Here is a 1,165-nt window from a genome sequence, read left to right as displayed (position 1 = left end):
CTTGAAGCTTGAGAAAGGATCTGAGACTTAGTCATCTGAGTCGTTTCTTTCGCGAAGTCGGTATCTTTAATACGGCTCTTAGATGCGTTAACGTTCTCGTTAATGTTGTCTAAGTTGCTGATTGCGTGGTCGAAACGGTTTTGGAAAGCACCCAACTCTGCACGGTGGCTATCTACGTACTTAAGTGCCGCATCGATGATTGCTACAGACTCTTGAGCACCGCCAACAGACGTTACGTCGATAGTATCAACCGTCACTTCTTTAGAAGCTTGAATGCCTAGCTCACCAGCAAGACCACCAGAGAAAGACACATCGCCGCTTACTTTATTGTTGCCCGCGAACATTTGTAGCTTGCCGTCTTCAGTTACAGACGCTTTAACAGAATCTTGCTGACCGTTGATGTATGTCGCTAGCTCTTCGATGTCGTCACCGGCTTTTGCGCTGATGTCGATTTCTTGAGCTTGACCAAAGTTATCTGTGAACGATAGTTTTAGGTCGTTTGAACCCGCTTGTACGTTCCAGTCTTTGTCTTTAGCGTTCTCAGTTTGGTAGCTCTTACCACCCATCTGAGCGTTATCAGAGCGCATATCTTTCAGGTTCAGCATTACCGCTTCGCCGTTATCTGCACCGATTTGGAATGATTGTGTACCGTAAGTACCGTTAAGTAGCTTGTTACCACCAAAAGACGTCGTTTCCGCGATACGGTTTAGCTCGTCGTTCAGTGCTGTTACTTCTTCTTGAATCGCTACGCGCTCTGCTTTTGAGTTTGAGCCGTTTGAAGATTGTAGAGAAAGATCACGCATACGTTGCAGGATGTTAGTTGTCTCGTTCATTGCACCTTCAGCAGTTTGTGCAATAGAGATACCGTCGTTCGCGTTACGAACAGCAACGTCTAGGCCGCGGCTTTGAACGTTCAAACGGTTAGAGATTTGTAGGCCCGCAGCGTCATCTTTTGCGCTGTTGATTTTAGAGCCAGAAGCTAAACGCTCCATTGATGTTTGTTGTGCGCTGTTTGCGTTGTTTAGGTAACGTTGCGCAGTCATCGCTGAAACGTTGGTATTTACATTCACTGCCATGGTGATTTCTCCAATTGATTTTCCGGTATTGCGGTTTCCGACGTCTCGGAAAACCAAGTAGTTCTCTCAAAGTTACTTTTAATAACGGC

Annotated in this window: 1 protein-coding gene; it reads right to left on the bottom strand. The window is 46.0% G+C overall.

Features of this window, described 5'->3' with window-relative positions; genetic code table 11:
• The coding region (locus JC606_RS23165) for a flagellin (protein WP_198779556.1) at positions 1-1,076 on the bottom strand (1,076 nt) is incomplete at its 3' end.
• Positions 1,077-1,165: the final 89 nt, after the last annotated feature.

This window comes from Vibrio sp. IB15, assembly GCF_016406055.1.
GTDB lineage: Bacteria > Pseudomonadota > Gammaproteobacteria > Enterobacterales > Vibrionaceae > Vibrio > Vibrio chagasii.
This window is presented reverse-complemented; position numbering and strand designations above follow the sequence as displayed.